Origin of the sequence: Bacillus cereus group sp. BfR-BA-01441 (assembly GCF_022663075.1) — a bacterium.
In the GTDB taxonomy this organism is placed as follows: Bacteria; Bacillota; Bacilli; order Bacillales; family Bacillaceae_G; genus Bacillus_A; species Bacillus_A cereus.
In genome coordinates, this window is sequence record NZ_JAKUEU010000377.1 from 1 (window position 1) to 230 (window position 230).

Genomic DNA, 230 nt, shown 5'->3' on the forward strand with positions numbered 1-230 from the left:
CCTTTATTTGATCATCATGTTGACTATTTTGTTGAGCTTCTTTTACATTATCAGGACTTTTATTTGGCCTTGCTTGTTCCATCTTTTCATTAATGGCATTTGTTTTGTTAATTATTTTTTTATTTATTTTAACTACACCATCAATCAATTTATTTTTAACATAATTTTTTAAATTGACAGGTGCATCCCTAACAGATCGCGCTTTTTGTTTTAAAGATTCTTTGAAATTG

Annotated in this window: 1 pseudogene; it reads right to left on the minus strand. The window is 27.0% G+C overall.

Annotated elements, in window-relative coordinates:
• Positions 1-230: pseudogene (locus tag MR107_RS30920) on the minus strand (replication/maintenance protein RepL); the annotation flags it as partial.